13 protein-coding genes and 1 pseudogene are annotated in these 17,379 nt (G+C 56.9%); 8 read left to right on the top strand and 6 right to left on the bottom strand.

Annotated elements, in window-relative coordinates:
* Positions 1 to 6: 6 nt before the first annotated feature.
* The 3 genes and pseudogenes from RJT37_RS11035 to RJT37_RS20530 all read left to right on the top strand — a co-directional run.
* The gene (locus RJT37_RS11035; protein ID WP_313684414.1) at positions 7 to 492 is read left to right on the top strand and encodes a thiol-disulfide oxidoreductase DCC family protein; all 486 of its coding nucleotides are present in this window, start codon (positions 7 to 9) and stop codon (positions 490 to 492) included.
* Positions 493 to 514: 22 nt separating this feature from the next.
* A complete protein-coding gene (locus tag RJT37_RS20660; RefSeq protein WP_425604806.1) occupies positions 515 to 664 on the top strand; it encodes a DUF7563 family protein in 150 nt (49 codons plus the stop codon).
* Positions 665 to 1,294: 630 nt separating this feature from the next.
* A pseudogene (locus tag RJT37_RS20530) lies at positions 1,295 to 1,939 on the top strand (site-specific integrase); the annotation flags it as partial.
* A 1,008-nt stretch (positions 1,940 to 2,947) separates the two neighbouring features.
* Here RJT37_RS20530 and serS read toward each other — a convergent pair.
* Positions 2,948 to 4,330, bottom strand: coding sequence for a serine--tRNA ligase (gene serS, locus RJT37_RS11030; RefSeq protein ID WP_313684412.1), 1,383 nt, complete (start codon positions 4,328 to 4,330; stop codon positions 2,948 to 2,950).
* 1,438 nt (positions 4,331 to 5,768) lie between these two features.
* Here serS and RJT37_RS20655 point away from each other — a divergent pair.
* On the top strand, positions 5,769 to 6,317 hold the full coding sequence (locus tag RJT37_RS20655) for a metal-dependent transcriptional regulator (RefSeq protein WP_390209060.1): 549 nt from the start codon (positions 5,769 to 5,771) through the stop codon (positions 6,315 to 6,317).
* 28 nt (positions 6,318 to 6,345) lie between these two features.
* The gene (locus tag RJT37_RS11025; RefSeq protein WP_313684410.1) at positions 6,346 to 6,843 is read left to right on the top strand and encodes a molybdopterin-dependent oxidoreductase; all 498 of its coding nucleotides are present in this window, start codon (positions 6,346 to 6,348) and stop codon (positions 6,841 to 6,843) included.
* A gap of 78 nt (positions 6,844 to 6,921) precedes the next feature.
* On the opposite strand, the gene RJT37_RS11020 is transcribed toward RJT37_RS11025, so the two are convergent.
* On the bottom strand, positions 6,922 to 7,563 hold the full coding sequence (locus RJT37_RS11020; protein ID WP_313684408.1) for a helix-turn-helix domain-containing protein: 642 nt from the start codon (positions 7,561 to 7,563) through the stop codon (positions 6,922 to 6,924).
* 180 nt (positions 7,564 to 7,743) lie between these two features.
* Here RJT37_RS11020 and RJT37_RS11015 point away from each other — a divergent pair, with 180 nt between their 5' ends.
* Both RJT37_RS11015 and RJT37_RS11010 read left to right on the top strand, forming a co-directional pair.
* Positions 7,744 to 9,285 carry a COG1361 S-layer family protein gene (locus RJT37_RS11015; RefSeq protein ID WP_313684406.1) on the top strand — a complete coding sequence of 514 codons (1,542 nt, stop codon included), beginning with the start codon at positions 7,744 to 7,746 and terminating at the stop codon, positions 9,283 to 9,285.
* Positions 9,286 to 9,294: 9 nt separating this feature from the next.
* Positions 9,295 to 11,790, top strand: a complete 2,496-nt coding sequence (locus RJT37_RS11010; RefSeq protein ID WP_313684404.1) for an efflux RND transporter permease subunit — start codon at positions 9,295 to 9,297, stop codon at positions 11,788 to 11,790.
* A 75-nt stretch (positions 11,791 to 11,865) separates the two neighbouring features.
* On the opposite strand, the gene RJT37_RS11005 is transcribed toward RJT37_RS11010, so the two are convergent.
* Both RJT37_RS11005 and RJT37_RS11000 read right to left on the bottom strand, forming a co-directional pair.
* Positions 11,866 to 12,978 carry a hypothetical protein gene (locus RJT37_RS11005; RefSeq protein ID WP_313684402.1) on the bottom strand — a complete coding sequence of 371 codons (1,113 nt, stop codon included), beginning with the start codon at positions 12,976 to 12,978 and terminating at the stop codon, positions 11,866 to 11,868.
* 540 nt (positions 12,979 to 13,518) lie between these two features.
* On the bottom strand, positions 13,519 to 13,710 hold the full coding sequence (locus tag RJT37_RS11000; protein ID WP_313684400.1) for a hypothetical protein: 192 nt from the start codon (positions 13,708 to 13,710) through the stop codon (positions 13,519 to 13,521).
* 474 nt (positions 13,711 to 14,184) lie between these two features.
* Here RJT37_RS11000 and RJT37_RS10995 point away from each other — a divergent pair, with 474 nt between their 5' ends.
* A complete protein-coding gene (locus RJT37_RS10995; RefSeq protein WP_313684398.1) occupies positions 14,185 to 14,460 on the top strand; it encodes a DUF7521 family protein in 276 nt (91 codons plus the stop codon).
* Between the two features lie 16 nt (positions 14,461 to 14,476).
* Here RJT37_RS10995 and RJT37_RS10990 read toward each other — a convergent pair whose 3' ends face one another.
* Complete coding sequence (locus RJT37_RS10990; RefSeq protein WP_390209066.1) at positions 14,477 to 16,228, bottom strand: cbb3-type cytochrome c oxidase subunit I; 1,752 nt, start codon at positions 16,226 to 16,228, stop codon at positions 14,477 to 14,479.
* A gap of 475 nt (positions 16,229 to 16,703) precedes the next feature.
* Positions 16,704 to 17,357 carry a hypothetical protein gene (locus RJT37_RS10985; protein ID WP_313684394.1) on the bottom strand — a complete coding sequence of 218 codons (654 nt, stop codon included), beginning with the start codon at positions 17,355 to 17,357 and terminating at the stop codon, positions 16,704 to 16,706.
* Positions 17,358 to 17,379 lie beyond the last annotated feature (22 nt).

The following is a 17,379-nucleotide window of genomic DNA, read 5'->3' as shown; positions in this document are numbered from 1 at the left end:
CAGATTATGAGTACGAATGATACACAGTCGACTGAAACGGTCGACACGGATCACGCAGAGCCAGCATACGAGGCAGTCCTCATTTTCGATGGGGAGTGTCCTTTCTGTTCGGCAGCAGCGACAGCACTCCGACGACTCCCCGAAGTTGGCGTCGTTGAGTGGAACAACGACGCTGCACAGCACCTCCTCGCGGCCCAGTTCGACGATCCGCCGTTCGCGCCGGTACTTGTAGACGCAAGGGCGGACCGGCTGTGGATCGGCCCGGCCGCTGCAGGCGAACTGTGTGACCGTGCTGGGATCCCGACGCTCGTCCAAGATATTGTCGCGGACAACTTCGAGCGCGTCGGTGACGCGGTGCGGGGCGTCGCCGGTGCGAAGCGGGAGCCAGCCGATCTCGACGGGACGCGTTCGCTCAATGCCGCTGCTGCTGCCGAGTATCAGACGCTCGCAGCGAACGCTCGACGGACCCACAGGACTGGAGGATCCCACTAAATAGACCTGGAGGACACAGGATATGCCAGTCTGTGAAACCTGTGACGAACACGTTTCCGAGCGGTTTGCGCGAGTGTTCGGTGACGAAACCGGACGTGTGTATGCCTGTCCCAGTTGTTCCGCAAATGCTGGGATCGGTGAGGTGACGCGTGAGCGACGGCCCGAGCGTTAGATTAGCATTCGTATCCAGTCTCAGTACTGTATCGAGCAATTGGACGGATATTTGACCGTATCGTCATCAGTCTGTCGACGTGGCTCCGAGATGTGAATCTCGCCGCAGTGTCTTCGGCCAGATCACCCAGGAATCCTACATCGACTGCGTAGTCTCAACTACCCCTTCTGGGGATTTGATATAGCGACATAACATATACCAGCCCATCCTGATTAATTCGAGGGGTGGGGACCTGGAAACTCCTGGATTCGACGAATCCACTCGGCTTTTCGCCTGAACCTGAGTATTCTGGTAATTACGACCACGTTGAAGTACCCCGCTGCGGGGTGAAGCTAGAATACTGCTACGACCTCGAAAGACAGAATTCGATGGTGACCGGTACGCATACGACATCGACGTCGAGACCTCTAAGCGATTCCAGTCTGCACTGATGACGGTAGGGAAATCACCGTCCAGGGAGTTTCAGTCTACGAAACGGGTGACTTCGAAACTGTCGAAAATCGTTTTCTGGACAAGTTGCTGCCGATGAGTAGCGGCTCGGCCAGTTCCTGTGCTCGCAGCCACCTGAGTATGCTAAGGACGGCTTCGAGATGGTTGAACCAGGCCGATCGAATTCGAGCGGTTCCTCCAGGGAAAAGCCGCGGTGGCGACGATGCGAACTGCCGATCTAATCGGGACGCGAATTCGAGCGTTTCGTCGTGTGGGCCGCCAACGACGGCGGCGATGAAGGCCGGACTGAGATCGGTTCAAACGACATCGACCGAACCCCACTTTGAGATCTCGAGGAACGCGTCTTTCGGGAGTACGCCCGATACCTCGCGGGTGATCACAGGCTCAAACAGACCACTGTACAAACCGATTACCGCTATATCTCTCCGTGGTGTGGCTGGTGTGTCAACGAGAGAAATCCCAAGCGCCCTACGCTCATCGGGCGAGCTCGATGACCGTTCCCCGAGGAGGACGGCAGCAAGCCCGGAGATCAGCAGGCTTGGGCATTCGAACAGCACCACGTCCTTTCGGGGTATATGACGAGCGAACCCGTGACGCCATCGAGATGTACACGGAATTTTCGGAGGATGCCGATTCCCTTCACAGACAGCGAGCGCGCGATGAGGCACTGAAAATCGCTCGTGACCGCAGCCTCGTGTTCGTCCTCACGTACCCGGCTGTCCGCGTATCGGGGAACTGCTCTGGGACACGAACGCCCTGCGCCGGCAGAGCGTTCGCTTGGAAGAGATTGCAGACGCTACTATATGGAAATGGGACACCGCCTCGAAAGTCCAGAATGGATCCGCAGGGATTTTGTTTCCTGCGACCTTTCTGATGGGATCTCACCCTGATTACATAACTAACGTACAGTTGTTATAACAAAGACATCCCTCAGCATCTATAGTAGTGTTTGCAAGTCTTCACTCACACGATCGCACGCAGTCGTGCGATCGGATGTGCAATCAGTTGCAAACGCTACTATAGGCGTGTCAGAAACAAAATCTGCGTGTACTTTTAGAGCACGCTGGTAAACATTTTGAAAACCCTCATCCCGAATACATTCGGGATATCACTACGAGCGTTGCGAAGCAGATCGAACCTTGGAGAATTCCAGTGGGCACTGTGCAGATAGGATCGAAAAGTGAGGGGGGTCGTATTTGCTTGGTACCTATACCAGAAATCAGCCGCTTCACCGAGTGTTCTGGCTTCCCGGAATGAGAGTCTCTGCAGCGAGAGTGTTCCGAATTACACCGAGGTTGATGAAACTGTAACTCGCGTGAATTGCCAGCGCCACTGGCTGTTTGCTGCAGTCGATCCCGACACGAACCGTTTGTTGCACGTGCGACTGTTCTCGACCATACCAAGCGCTGATCGACCTGTTGCTCGCAGGACTCCAAGAGAACCATCTCGTCGACGACGCGATTTCCTGGTCGACGGTGTGTCGTGGCTGCAGCGGCCTGCCATCGCCACTCGCTCCGCCATCCTCCAGAGGAATCGGAACGCCGTCGAACGTGATTTTAAGAGCTGAAAAGTCAAACTGAAGTGATTGCCAATCATTTCAGACACGCTGATCCGAACACAGCAGAAACGTGGTTACAGGCTTTCGCCGTCCGCTGCAGTCAAGTACTCTGATACTGTCGGACATAAGTTCGTGGAACAGTTCGGCACCTCGTGATGTCGAGAATTTCCGGATAGGTACGTCCGACAGTATGAGCAATTTCCCAGCTCCACAATAGAAATCACAACAGAGCATAAATAACGGGTTAGCCAGCGAACGGGCGACGACGGTCGCCGTTATTCCTTTTTGCCAGCGCCGACAGCACTCTCACCCAGAGGTTCCTGTCCCTCGATCCGCTCCTGACCGCTCATATAGGGGCGGAGTTCTTCGGGAACCGTGACGGTGCCGTCCTCGTTCTGGTAGTACTCCAGGATGGCGACCATCACCCGCGGGACCGCCAGCCCGGAGCCGTTGAGCGTGTGGAGGTACTCCGCGGACTCGTGGCGTTCGGGGCGGTAGCGCAGGCCGGCACGCCGGGCCTGAAAGTCCTCGAAGTTAGACACAGAAGAGACCTCCAGCCAGCGGCCGCCGACGTCGGGGCCGTCGTCCATATCGTCGCCGGGTGCCCACACCTCTATGTCGTATTTTTTGGCCTGCGTGAATCCCATATCGCCAGTACACATATCCAGCACGCGGTATGGGAGTTCGAGGCGGTCGAGCACTTCAAGGGCCTCCTCTAGCAGGCTCTCCAGTCGGTCGTAGCTGTCCTCCGGTCGGACGAAGTTCACGAGTTCGACCTTGTGGAACTGGTGGACGCGGACGTAGCCGCGCGTCTCAGTCCCGTGTTCACCGGCCTCGCGCCGGAAGTTCGGCGAGAACGCCTGGTGTTTCACCGGCAGGTCGTCGTCCAGCAGTATCTCGTCTCGGTACATATTCGTCACGGGGACCTCCGCGGTTGGGATCAGCCACAGGTCGTCCTCGTCGATGTCATCATCCTGGCGCGCGCCTACCCGATAGGCGTCCCCAGCGAACTTTGGAAGTTGGCCGGTCCCCTCCATCGAGGCGGAGTTGACTGGGATGGGCGGGAGCACGTCCGAATACCCCTGTTCGCGGTGGACATCGAGCATAAACTGGACCAGCGCGTGTTCCAGTCGCGCCCCCTCGCCCTTGACGAACTGGAAGCCGCCGCCGGTGACCTTCGCGCCCCGCTCGAAGTCAAGAATGTCCAGTTGCTCGCCGAGGTCGTAGTGGGGGACCACGTCCTTGGGGAGGTCACGCAAGTCATCGAACCCTTCGCGATAGCGCTCGACGTTGTCGCTTTCGTCCTCGCCATCCGGGACAGACTCGTGAGGGATGTTTGGAAGTCTGAGCAGCGCCTTCTCCAGTTCGGACTCCAGTTTGTCTGCTCGCTCCTCGACGTCTTGGAGTTCGTCTTTGAGTTCCTGGGACCGCTCAATAGCCGCTTGAGCTGCCTCTTCCTCGCCTTCCTGTTTGAGCTTGCCTATCTCGCTGGACACCTCGTTGCGTTTCTGACGCAGGCTGTCGCCCGTGGTCTTCAGTTCGCGCCACTCCTCGTCGATCGCCAGAATCTCGTCAAAATCGATGCCTGTGACGCCCTTGCGCTCGATAGCGTCACGGACCGTCTCTGGGTTCTCACGGACGAACTGTCTCGATAACATACCAGTCGATTCTTGATGGCAGAAATTAGGCGTGTCGATTCACGTCGTTCCTCTGGTATCTCCACTTAGTATTCGAATTCGGAATGGAATCCGAACAATCACCAGCTACTTAAAAAAATTCACACTGGAATCATAACATTCACTCATATATATCCGATTTTTCCGTATAGTGTCCACTGAACCTCGAGAACCCACCGTTATTGATTTTCGCAGCCGGGAGACAGTGAGGGCCAAACTCTATACAAAACTCGTGCTTTCTAATCATCGATTACGAACACGGGTGGCACAGGAGCTACAGGTTGCAAAGCCGTTATAGTAGCGTTCGCAATTGATTGCTCATCCGATCGCACGACTGCGAGCGATCGGATGGGCGAAGACTTGCGAACGCTACTATAGCTAACAAAACTCGCGGTGATTTTGGCGGTAGTTCTGACGGGCGCCGAGAGCTCGGAGCCACGATTTCGCTGTCCGTCGGCTGACGTGGCCGAAAATCATCCTGAAGGAGATAGTTCGTCTTTCTATATTTCAAAAAATATATTTGATGGAATTTATATTCTCGTGTCGAGTCATCCGGAACCGGGACCCATCTTCGATAAGGACGTTCACTAAGTAATCGGTGGTTTCGACGAAAAACTCGACGTTATCGAGTTGTGATTGGCAATGTCGTTCGGTCAAAGACCATCGCGTCGTCTGTTTCGTTGTCGTCGAAAACAGTCTGTACTGCGATATTTCGTTCGTTTCGGGATCAACCGTACCGTCCAGGGGGTAGTCGTCGCCGTCGGGGCGGGTCACATTTTTCGGCCGCAACCTGATCCGCACTCACCGTCGAACTCGGCTGTAGATCGGCTGTATGCTTCCAGGTATGAATAGCGATGTGAATGTGCTCTGCCCTTACTTATCGAGAAACTAACTTACCTCTTGAAATTATATATAAGATGATCTCGTATGCTGTTCCGGCTCTTCTCCGCAACGTCAACCACCGGATTCGGAGCGACCACAATCGTCGGGGGAACGGAGCAAGTCTGGACTTCCGCGGCGATACTGCTTATGTGCCTCGGGATGCGTACTGATGGTGCGGCTAGTTCGACGAGTGGGCGCAAACTCATCCGAGGGATTACGCTGATCGAGGTGACTGGCGGGGAAATTCGAGAGATATTCCGAACGTCGCATACTGTTCGGTATCGGAAGATCGACAACCGCGATATCAGCGAAGAACAAGCACAGCGAGAGTACACGGAAGCGACGGTTATCTTCATCCTCTGGAAGATGTCCATCGCTATGGGCGTTGCCGTACTGCTGCGTGTCCTCTCCCACTGCTGCGTGTCCTCTCCCCGCCTCATTCGCTGGAATACGTGATTTTCGCCGTGATGAGTGATCAGAGCGGCGATGAACCTGTTCGGGACTTGGTTTTCTTATCTCCACCTGGAAACGACAGTTGATGGCTGCGTCAATATCAACCGAACCACAGTCTGAATGTACATACCCGAGTGAGTGTGCAGACCGCCGTGATGGGAGATATCTCACAGCCGCGTACTGGCTCACAACAGACGATTCAAATCGAATCTCAACGAGTGCGCTCAGCGACCGTTTGGATGTGACGCCCGCGACAGTCACTGAGATGTTCGGTCGACTCGACGCAAGCGGGTTCGTCGACTATACAAAACACGCCGGCATCCGGCTGACTGATCGCGGAATGGCGATTGGCCGCGAACTTGCGTGGCGGCAGTGTATCGTCCGTCGCTTTTTCGCTATCGAACTCGACTTCAGGCTCGATGCGGACAGCGGGTACCGGTTCGGTTATGTTCTCTCTGGTGACGAAATCGAGACTCTCCGTAGACTAATTGGGAGTAGCCCTGAAGACACCTGTCATAACAACGCTACCCACGGAAATAACCGTCTGGGCGTTGTGGACGACACTACGAAATATAGTAGCGTTTGCAAGTCTTCGCTCACACGATCCCACGCAGTCGTGCGATCAGATGAGTAATCAGCTGCAAACGCTACTATAGATACATATGACAGCCCTGAAACCACACGGCGTTCCCGAGAATGTTGATTCGGAGAGGTGGCAACTTGCGATCACCGGCGCGGTCACACGCGAACTGACATTTGATAGAACCGATCTCGAAGAGTTGCCGCTGGAGACGTTTACGGCTGACTTCACGTGCATAGAGGGATGGGTGGCTGAGGACTGTTCGTGGCGTGGCGTTCGCGTCGATGTACTTCTCGATCGCGCCGAGCCGACCGCGGCGGGCAGTCACGCGCTCGTTCACGCGATGGACGGTGAATACGTGTGCTCGTTTCCCCTGGCAACACTCTCGAATGCCGTTCTCGCGATCGAACTGGACGGTGAGTCGTTACCGGCCGAACACGGTGGGCCCGCCCGCCTCGTCCCGACTGGCGACGCCGACTGCTGGGAGAGTGTAAAATGGGTTCGGGAAATCGAACTCGTAACTTCTCCCCAGCCCGACGATGATACCGCAAAAACCATTGCGCTTTCTCGGATCGAGTGACCGTCTCGCTCGACGATCCAGCCTCCCTCCTCTGTGTCGGAGGTTTGCCATCCTAGACGCCATCAGCCACCGAGAAAATCACGATTGATGATACCGATTCAGATATTGCTCGATGATTTTCCCTTCGGCTCGGTGCAGTATATCGCTACAGGTCGATTTCGTGATATTTAGTGATTCCGCGACGACAGTCAAACTAGCTTCCCGTGGCGTATCGTAGTATCCGGATTCAAACGCAGTGAGTAACACCTCTTCCTGACGTTCTGTTAATACGGTCTCTTCGTGTCCGTCGTTGAAATCCTGAACCGATTTGACATCGTATGCCATTCCCGCGCCGTCAAGTTCCTCTGACAGACGTGATAGTTTCGAGTGTGACGTTAGGATCTCCCAGGAAGCGACCCCGTCCGAAATAACGAACGGCGTTTGCAGCGGGATACCAACGCGGGAGACGGGACGGAGCAGTAACGCGTTTTCCGTTTCGATCTGAACGATCGTTTTGGTTTCGTTCTTCCAGAGGAGATCTAACTCTCGGATGTCTTCTTCCTCATTTGCTTGCGCTATTATTTGAACGATATTCTCACCGTGAATTTCGAGTAGCGCAGTAGCAATCCCAGCATCGTACTGTGTAGATACGACTCGAAGTACGACTTCCGGGTACGAAGCGGAGAGTCTCGCGATCCACAGATCTTCCGGGACGGTTACGTTGATTTTGGCAAGCGGCATTGTATCACTGTTACATATCCAACCGGATCCGAGTAGCTGCGAACATGTTGGATCGTTACTGACGTGTGTCGAATAACCGTTAGGGCGTGTCTCCTCCTTAACTATTCACGTGCTTAGAGATCATTCAAAACCCAGCAGAAAGAGGAGAGTAGTGGTCGGTTCGGGGATTTCTCCAAATCTATGAAACGCCCCCTACTGGTCGCCGTAGTCGTTCTCTCGCTTCTCGTCAGCCCGGTCCCGGTGGCAGGACTCACCTCCAACCCCGACCTCCGGACGGTGACTGCCGATCGGACGCTGACACCCGGCAGCGTCAATCAGGTGTCCTTCCAGCTAGTGAACGATCCTGACGGCCCCGACGACAAGGTGCGGACGGCGACCAGCGTTCGCGTCCGACCAGGCAACACCGGGCCGCTCAAGGTGGAGACGAGCGAGCTGTTCGTCTCTAAACTGGCTGACGGGGATCCGGCGGACCTGTCGATCCAGGTGGACGTACCGAAAAACGTCGAGAGTGGCACCTACCGAATCCCACTCTATCTCACCTACGAATACGACAACGGGGCGGCCAACACTGTCGAGCGTCGCGTCACCGAGCATCTCCGGGTTCGTATCGAATCGGGGCCGCGGTTTACCGTCGTCGACACCGACTCGACAGCCGCTGTCAACGGGCAGGGGACGCTCGAAGTGACGATGCAGAACATCGGTGATCGGGAGTCGGTCGATTCGACGCTGACGCTCTCGTCGTCGAGTCCGGACGTCACGCTCGGCTCCGATCGGTCGAGCACGCGATTCGTCGACGCCTGGCCGGAGGGCGAAAACCGCACGTTCGTGTTCGACACCCGCGTGAGCGATGCGGCACAGCCGGCCAATTACTCGCTTACCGCGCAAGTCGACTACGAGCGTCCCGACGGCACGACCGGATCGAGCCCCGGCATCACTGTCCCCTTTCGAGCGCTCCCCGAAATGACGTTCACGATTTCTGACGTGGACAGTTCGCTCCGCGTCGGGGAGACGAATACGTTGTCCGGTACTGTCACAAACACCGGTCCAAAGGTTGCGGAGGACGCCGTGGTCACCGTCACAGACCCGGGACCGACGATTACACCGATCGAATCTTCGGTCGCCGTGGGATCGTTGGACCCTGGTGAATCGGCGGAGTTCGCCTTCGAGGTGGACGTGACGAGTAGTACCGAGGCAGGGCCGCGGCAGTTCCAACTGTTCGTCGACTACTGGGATCAGGAGGGCGCTACCAGGCAATCCGACGTTCTCCCCACGCGGGCCGAAGTGCGGCCCGAGTCTTCCGTGTTCGACGTCGAACCAGTCGACGGCACGGTCGCCGCAGGCTCGGGCGGAGAGTTCAGGGTCACAGTGACGAATACGCGTGAGTACGCTGTGACCGACGTCTCCGCGAAAATATACGCGGATTCACCGCTGTCGACAGCCGACGACAGAGCATTCATCGAGCGTCTCGACCCCGGTGAATCACGGGAGATCGTATTCGAACTCAGTGCCGACAGCGATGCGACGGCCAAGACGAATTCAGTGAAGATGGACTTCCAGTACGAGGACGCCGACGGGGAGACGATCGTCTCCGACACCCATCGGGCAGCGGTCACGGTAATTGAATCTACAGACGACACTAACCTCCCGCTGATCGGGGGTGTCCTCGTACTACTGATTGGGACTGTTGCGGGAGTATCGCTGTGGAAACTTCGACGGTCGTGAGTCAGCGCAATGACTGACCAGCACGGTCTTGTCTCGGCAGTAAGCGATGGGATTGTCGACCATCCGCTAACGATCGTAGTGCTGTTTGTGCTGCTTACCGGCGGGTTTGCGACTGGAATTGGCGAGATCCAGATGGAAGGTGGGACCGAGCAGTTCTCCGAGGATGTCGAAGCATATCAAACCAATGACTACGTCGACGAGACGTTCGGTCCCGCTTTCGAAGACGAACCGGGCACGACTCTCTTACTCCAAGACAGCCAGAACGTCCTCTCGAAACAGAGCCTCGTGAGGATGCTCCGAGTCCAGCACCGGTTGTCGGAACGGTCGTCTCAGCGGGTTCTCCAGACGACGAGCCCGGCACAGTTAGTAGCCGCCGAACTGGACCCATCCGCGACGACGACCGAAGCGCAACTCAGGGTACTACGGAGGGCGACAGAGACAGAGGTTCAGCAGGCTGTCCGAGCACAAGGGGCCAATCCGAAATTCACTCGGCTGATCGGTGAAGATTTCAACGCCCGTTCTGCGTCCTCATCAGCCGCAATCGGCGTTGTCACTCACGATGCGAACGGCGACGACCAGTTTCTTCAGCAAATTCAACTCGAAGCGCAGCGAGTCGCAACCGCTGCTGACGGAGATATTCGGGTCTTCGGATCCGGGATCACCGAATACGAGAACACACAGGTCCTCCGAGATTCCCTGGCGGCGTCCATTCCCGCCGTAGTCGTCCTTTTGGTGCTCTTTTTGGCAGTCGCCTATCGTGATCCGTTCGATCTGCTTCTGGCAATCGTTGGACTGGTGATGTCACTCGTGTGGACGTTCGGCTTCGTCGGAATCGCTGGCATACCATTCACGCAGTTACAGGTGGCGCTCCCGCCGCTTTTGATGGCTATCGGGGTGGATTTCGGCATCCATATCATCAATCGCTACCGGGAGGAACTCGAAGACGCACCCGACACACTGTCAGAGGCCGAGACCGGGATCACAGCGGCAGTTCGTCGCACGATTTCACCGCTGATGGTGGCTTTCTTTATGGTTATGGGGACCTCGGTGATCGGCTTTTCCGCGAATATGGCGAGCGGACTGTCACCGATCGCTGACTTTGGACTCGTTGCCGCAGTCGGGATCGTCTCGGTGATGTTGATCTTTGGCATCTTTCTGCCAGCCGCGAAACTACTCGTCGAGCGACTCCGGAGAGACACGCCGCTCCCGTCGTTCACCTCGAAGCCACTGGGTGCGGAAGATTCGATGCTCGGCAGGGTGCTCCCGTATCACCTCTCGATCACGAGCAAGGCTCCGGTACTGTTCGTATTTGTGCTAGTACTGACTGCTGGCGCGGCAGGCTACTACGGACAGGATGTCGAATCCTCATTCGAGAATGAGGATATGCTCCCGCCCGAAGAGATCTCGGGGTATTTAAACTACCTTCCTGCGGAAATGCAGCCGGGGACGTATACTGTCACAGGAAACATCCACTTTCTCGAAGAGAACTTCGAGACGACGGACGACGACACGGTTACGATCTATCTCCAGGGTTCCTTTGCGGAGGATTACGCTCTAGAGTCGGTCTATCGGGGTGGCGAAGATCCACCCTCGTCGTTTGTCACTGGCGAATCCAGACAGGCAGAGGCGACGAGTATCTTGACCGTGATTGACAAGTACGCCAGGGAATCACCGTCGTTTGCTGCACTTGTAGAACGAAGCGACCGGACCGGCAACGGCGTTCCGGACGTCAACCTCGACGTTATCTACGAGGAACTGTTGTCTTCCCCGTACGAGGAGGAGGCGCTTCAGTATCTGACAGCGGACTATCGGGAGACGCGGGTCGTGTACTCTGTGGAAACAGACGCGACTGACGCCGCGATTACGACCGACGCAGAGTCCGTCGCCGAGACGTCGTTCAGGCATCAGGCGACCGAGACAGGTGACGTCGTCGTCTTCCAGCGCGTCTCCGATGAGGTCTACAATTCGGCGGTGACAGCACTATTGCTCGCGCTTACCTTGGCAGTGGTCTTTCTGACGCTCACTTATTATGCACTCGAACGGCGGCCAGCACTAGGAGTCGTGACGCTGTTTCCGATCCTGGTGACAGTGGTGTTTTTAGTCGCAACGATGCGGTTTCTGGATATTCCGTTCAACACGCTCACCGCGACAATTCTCTCAGTCACGGTTGGTATCGGGATCGATTACTCGATCCACGTCGTCCATCGGTTTGTCGAAGAGTACGACACCCGGGGCAACGGACTTGCTTCGGCACGAGTCACGCTTCAGGGAACCGGAGGTGCACTGTTCGGAACAACGCTCACGACAGCAACTGCCGGGATCGCACTGTACTATCTCTCGATTACACCGATTCTCGTCCAATTCGGCGCCTTGATCGCATTCAGCGTCACCTACTCGTTCATCACTTCGGTCGTCATACTGCCGGTCGTCCTCGTTCTGTGGACCAGATGGGAATCCGTCCGTGATGCGGTACAGATCGGATTCATCGGGGGGACCCCGAAATAGGGGACGGGGATGCATCTCGTTTTCTCTGCTCGCATCGCTCGTAGCAGTATCCCGCAGTGACAGGCGACTCGCCGGTCAGCGGAGTACCCGACCGGCCATCAGGTATGCGTATCCCGTGACTCCTATCAAAGCGCCGGTTGATCCGCCTACGTGAAGCCACGAGTTGTCGACGGCTATCCCAGTTACCTGAACGGCGGTTCCAGCCCCGAGGAGGAGGATCGTGGCGATTCCGGCTTGGTCGCTTGCGCCCCACCACTCGTTCGAAATCGGAAAAAACTGGTAGGCGTAGCCGATGATCGTCAAAAACAGGAAGCCGTTGAGTACGAGCGGCACGTGGGCAGCGATACTTGGTGTCCAGCCGAGACCCACCACGTTCGCAGTTGCGATACCAACAGCGATGAGGCCCGAAAGGCCTCCTAATCCGATGCCGTAGAGACCAATACGGCGGTTTTCAGTACGATATGCGACCACAGCGACGAGGACAGCGTATCCTGCCACTGCGATCAATTCGACGCCTGCACCGACGACGAACCACGGTGATTGCCAGAAATTTGCCGACAACAGACCCGGTGCCACGGCTCCACAGAGCAGGACCAGCCACGAAAGTGATGTCGGTGGCGTGACGTTGAAAAATCCAGTCAGTAGTCTGATTCCGAGCGCGAAAATGAGCAGCGCAGCAAATCCGGTCGCATAGAAATGGACCACTGATGGGAACGTGCTTTCGATTAGCGTCGGAAACGTGGGCACTAACGAAATGAAACCAACTGTGCCGATACAGAGGTAACCGACGGCGACGGGGATCAGTATCATAACGAGTTGTGTCGTCCACTGTGGCCGGTTTTCCGGCGGTCTCATCGCTGCCGGATCGGCTGCTAGTGCCGGAAGAACTGTCCAGAGAAGGCCACCGACAAAGATGCCGATACCGATGCTCCAGAGAAGCGTTCCAATCGAGGTAAGCACATATTCGGCTCCCCAGAGTTCACCTCCCAGTAGCAGTCCGACAGCCACGTACGTGATACCGAGGTGGACAGCAGGGAGCCACTCTGTCGTGAGTGTCTCCCCAACGTATGATGGTACCAGCAGATACGCCATCCCAAAAACCATCGGAAGGACGGCCCCGAAAAGGCCGATAATCCCGACCGTTCGATAGGAAGTATCGAATACAAATGCGACTTGGAGGGCGGCCATCGAGAGGGCGCTTCCCATCGCAAACAAGCGCGTCCACAGACTCACGCCCCCAGCACCAACCATATCTGAACGACGACAGCTCGACACTAATAACCTGTCCACAGCATCTGAAGCCTCGATTTCCCCTTTCGAGAGGCCCTGAGTCGAACGAGCATTCGGATATTCCCACTTCTGGACGCAGTAGGTATACGAGCGTTTGCAACTGGTTGTCTATCCGACGCCACGCCGTCGTTCGATCGAGTGAGCGAAGGCGTACAGACACTACAGAGGGTGCCCCGTCCAATAGAGGCCTCATAACGATTACTCTCGTCTCTTACCGCCGAGCGCCATCCCCGTTGGCGGCGTTCGGCGGTAAAAAGTGAGAGTAATCATTATCAAACGGGCTCGGTTACTGCGCGGAATTCCCGGAGATGATCGGCAGTTCAACTTTGTGATCCTGCGGAAAACTCACAGCAGAAGTCGCTCAGCAAAATCAATCACGCAATATGGTGGAGGGGTGAGCCATCCATCAAAAGATAGAGAAGTATATGGCTCTCAATGTTACTCCTCAGCAGTGGTGTCGTCGACGAACAACAGTACCTCCTCTCCAGGGTTCAAACCGTCGACGAGCAGGCCGAACTCGTCCTGTCCCGTGAACGAGCGAACACGAGGAGTAGGGGCCTCTTCGTCGTCCCGCTCACAAACGAGTTCGATGGTTCCGTTGTCGTCAGCTCGAAGTGTGAACTCCCGCATACATCTCTGTACGACAGTCCCGCGTATAGATGTACGCTCGGATTCGTGTGGAATGATCGACGAAGTTCCTACCGCAGTATCTCAGCTCCCGGCGACAACTCCTTGACGATTCACTTAGTCGAGTGAAGGAGACTGTCGCGTCGGCGGAACGGAAAAACCCGTCACCGGTCACTGTGGATTAGCTGGAGGCAGCGTTACTAGCGGAGTACACCTGCGAGATCATCAAATTCACCGGCAACTACCGAGTGAAGGTGTGAACCGTCTCGGGGTCAAGCCCCGCGGCATTCGCCTTGCTTTGCACCGCCGGTGTAGTTGATTCGTTCGCGAGATGCCTATCCGGTCGTATATGATGTCTAGTCTGTCTCTACTCCTCCCAATGAACATATTCGGCAACAGCTCCAGCAGAGATCACCGAGTATCGCCGTCCACGATGATCACCACTGTGAGAACTTTCCTGTTGCGGGGGAGACTCGTATGAGCGTCACACCGGTAGCCGTCGGGCTGAAGACGGTCACTCTTGCGCTGGGCGGATTGATCACGTTCTACTCGCTTCGAGCGTATCGGCAGACCGGCTCTCCCGCACTCAGAGCACTGACAGTCGGCTTTGGGACCATCACTCTCGGCGCTTTGCTCGCAGGCGTCGTCGATCAGTTCTTGCCGCTGGATCCCAGCCTCGCGCTCATCGTCGAAAGTCTGTTCACGACAGTCGGGTTCGTGGTAATGCTCTACTCGCTGTACGTCGAAGCATAACCGCCCGTCCGGGGGTTTACTCCCCGGTCTCTTCGTGCTCAGATTGCTTATGTGAATTGACCACGCTTTCGGGAGCGAAATCGATTCCCCCATCCACGAGCGCGGTCCGCCGTGTCTCTTCGAGCCACTGCCATTCGTTCGTGAGCAGGCCGTCCCGTTCGAGGTTCCAGGGATCGGCGCTATCGATCTCCTTCCCTTCGACCCACGATGACAGCAGGTTCCAGACGAAGATCAACTGCCCGACAGTGAGGACGAACACCCCGAGAGTCGCGAGCTGGTGGAGGTCGGTGAAGTATGCCACGGGACCGACAGTGAGATCGTACCCGGCGTATCGGCGCGGCATCCCGCCGTAGCCGAGGAAGATCATCGGGAAGAACGTGAGGTTGGTGCCGACCATCGTGAGCCAGAAGTGCCACTTGCCGAGTGTCCGCTGGTACCAGCGACCCGTGACAAGCGGGAACCAGTAGTAAATCGCTGCGAAGATCGCGAACGCGATGCCGCCCATAATGACGTAGTGGAAGTGGGCGATGACGTGGTACGTGTCGTGGAGGACCATATCGATCGGGATCGCAGCCTCGAAGACGCCGGTGACACCGCCGATGATGAAGTTCGCGATGAACCCAATACAGAACAGCATCGGCGTCGCGAGGCGGATCCGGCCGCCCCACATCGTCGTGATCCAGTTGAACGTCTTCACCGCACTCGGGATCGCGATGGCGATCGAGACGGCCATAAAGGAGGCTTTCAGACGCGGGTCCATCCCGGTCGCGAACATATGGTGCGCCCAGACGCCGAAAGAGAGGACGCCGAGAGCGAGCGTCGAGTAGACGACGAACTTGAAGCCGAACAACCGCCGGCCCGCAAAGCGCGGCAGAATGTAGCTAATGAGCCCCATCGGCGGCAACACCAGGATGTACACCTCTGGGTGGCCGAAGAACCAAAACAGGTGCTGCCACAGCATCGCGCCGCCCTCGCCGACGAAAAATGTCGTCCCGAAGTTACGGTCGAAAAGCAACATCACGATCGCACTCCCCAGAAGCGGGAACGCAAAGAGGATCTGCCCGGACTGCACCAGCACAGTCCACGAGAAGATGTCGAGGTTCGCCCACGATACGTTCTCACCGCGTCCCGTGAAGATGGTCGCGATGAAATTAATCGCGCCCATCGTCGCTGACACTCCCGTTAAATGCAACCCGAGCAGCATCAGATCGATCCCGGGGTTCGACTGCTGAACTGAGAGCGGTGCGTACATCGTCCACGCGGTCTGTGCCCCCTCGATCCCGACGCCGAGCGGGTCGAGGATGACACCGGCCCAGATGAGGATCGCTCCCGGCGGCAGCAGCCAAAAGGCGATGGCGTTGATCCGCGGGAAGGCCATATCGTCGGCGCCGATGAGCAGGGGGATCAGGTAGTTCGAGAACGCCGCGAGCATCGGTGTTCCGAACAGAAACAGCATCGTGATTCCGTGGGTGGTCAGGAGTGCGTTATACGTGGCTTCGCCGAGCAGGTCGACTGGTGGCGTCAGGAGTTCCGTCCGCATCAAGACCACAGCGATGCCACCCCACGCGAAGGAGAGCACGGCGAAGACGCCATAAAGAAGCCCGATGTCCTTGTGGTCGACAGTCGTCAACCACCGAAGCAACCCACCGGGCTTCTCGGCGTGGCCACGGACAGTCCCGGATTCACCGATACCGCCAGCGGGGGTGTACGATCGCCACGACTCGACCCGTGCAATCCAGGCGGCGACAACTAGCAGAAACAGTCCCATTACGGCGGTGAGTGCAAGTTGACTTGAACCGATCGGCATACACCCCCGCTTTTTTTGATAAGCGGACATCGTCCTTATCGGGAACATATTCGCGACGCAGTGAGAACCGTCTCGTACTGATTACTCTCGTCTCTTCACGCCGAGGGCCGTCAACGGGGTGGCACTCGGCGGCAGAAAGCGAGAGTGATCATAATCAGCGCAGGCGAGAGCCGTACCGAGCACGGATTTGGACCGGGAGATTCGAAAGCCACGTGACAGGCCGCTCAATCCGGGTCTCCGGAACCCGGATGATACACCAGCCGAATTCGAGACGGTCGTGTTCTTCGACGACGTGGCGACTCATCGTCACGGTGTTGTCCGTTTGCGCACCACAGCGCTGGCAGCGAAATTTCATCGTCTGAAATACTGAACAGCCACGCAGGAACGTTCGGGCGAATATATTCGTCAGGTACGGTTTGACAGCTCGGCGTGTCGGCTACACTCGTTCGACAGTGAACAGCGAATCATCAGAGAGCACAGCCTGAACGCGACGATGCCAGGCCGTAGCGAAGACCTCCCGCTGTTTTTCGTTGGCCGACCCGTCGAGAATCGTTTGAAGATTCCCGATCGCGGGGCCACCCTCTGGGACATCACTCACGTGGTAGGTCACTTGAACCGTTTCGTCGGTGTCGGTTCGTCGAAAGCGGAAGGTCGGCTCCGGGGTATCCGCGTCGAACGCCTCGAACAAGAGGAGGCCGAGACGGCCACCGTAGCCGCCCGCAAGGCCGCTGAATCCGTTGTCGTCGGTTGCGCCGGTGATGTACGAAATAATCCGGCTCATCACGCCATATGCGGCGTCATCCCGTGGGCCCGCTGCTTGCACCTCGATGTCGCTTCGGACAGGATATCCGTCAGGGTAGAGCGCGTCGAGCCCCCGCTGGGTGATCCGATAGGCGCCCGAGGCAGTCGGACAGGAGTGTCCCGCTTGTTTTACTACGTCCGAGTAGGCGATGACAAACGGATCGCCGGGTTTCAGGACAGCCAGTGCTTCTGCGACCGGATCGCGTATTTCGATCGGATCGACATCGTAGTCGGCAGCCAGTTCGGTTTCTGCGCGTGCCGAATCGCTCGGGGTCTTGGTTGGTGTCATAGTTTGTTAACGTGAAGTATTT

Source organism: Halobellus marinus, from assembly GCF_032113415.1.
Taxonomy (GTDB): domain Archaea; phylum Halobacteriota; class Halobacteria; order Halobacteriales; family Haloferacaceae; genus Haloquadratum; species Haloquadratum marinus.
Note: the sequence above shows the minus strand (reverse complement) of the source record. Positions and strands in the feature narration are given on the sequence as shown.